Annotated in this window: 1 protein-coding gene; it reads left to right on the forward strand. The window is 52.9% G+C overall.

Going from position 1 to position 261, the window contains the following annotated elements:
* The coding region (locus HGT71_RS15680; RefSeq protein ID WP_214218610.1) for an Ig-like domain-containing protein at window positions 1–261 on the forward strand (261 nt) is incomplete at both ends.

Raw genomic sequence — 261 nt, forward strand, 5'->3', positions numbered from 1 at the left:
GGTGGATAAAGCGCATACGGATGTGGCGGTAAAAGATCATGGAACTACCCACGTCAATGAGATGACCTTTAGTGGTACCTCACATGCTGGAGCGCAAATCACACTGAAAGATGGTGATAAAGTTCTCGGGACAACAACCGCGAATGATCAAGGTAATTGGACGTTCACACCAAGCGTTGCCTTGGCCGATGGGGCACACAATGTGACCGCCACGGCGACGACTGCGGCGGGCAGTAGCTCACCGTCAGCGGGCTTTGATTT

The sequence above is a fragment of the Rosenbergiella epipactidis genome, from assembly GCF_018494055.1.
Classification (GTDB): domain Bacteria; phylum Pseudomonadota; class Gammaproteobacteria; order Enterobacterales; family Enterobacteriaceae; genus Rosenbergiella; species Rosenbergiella epipactidis.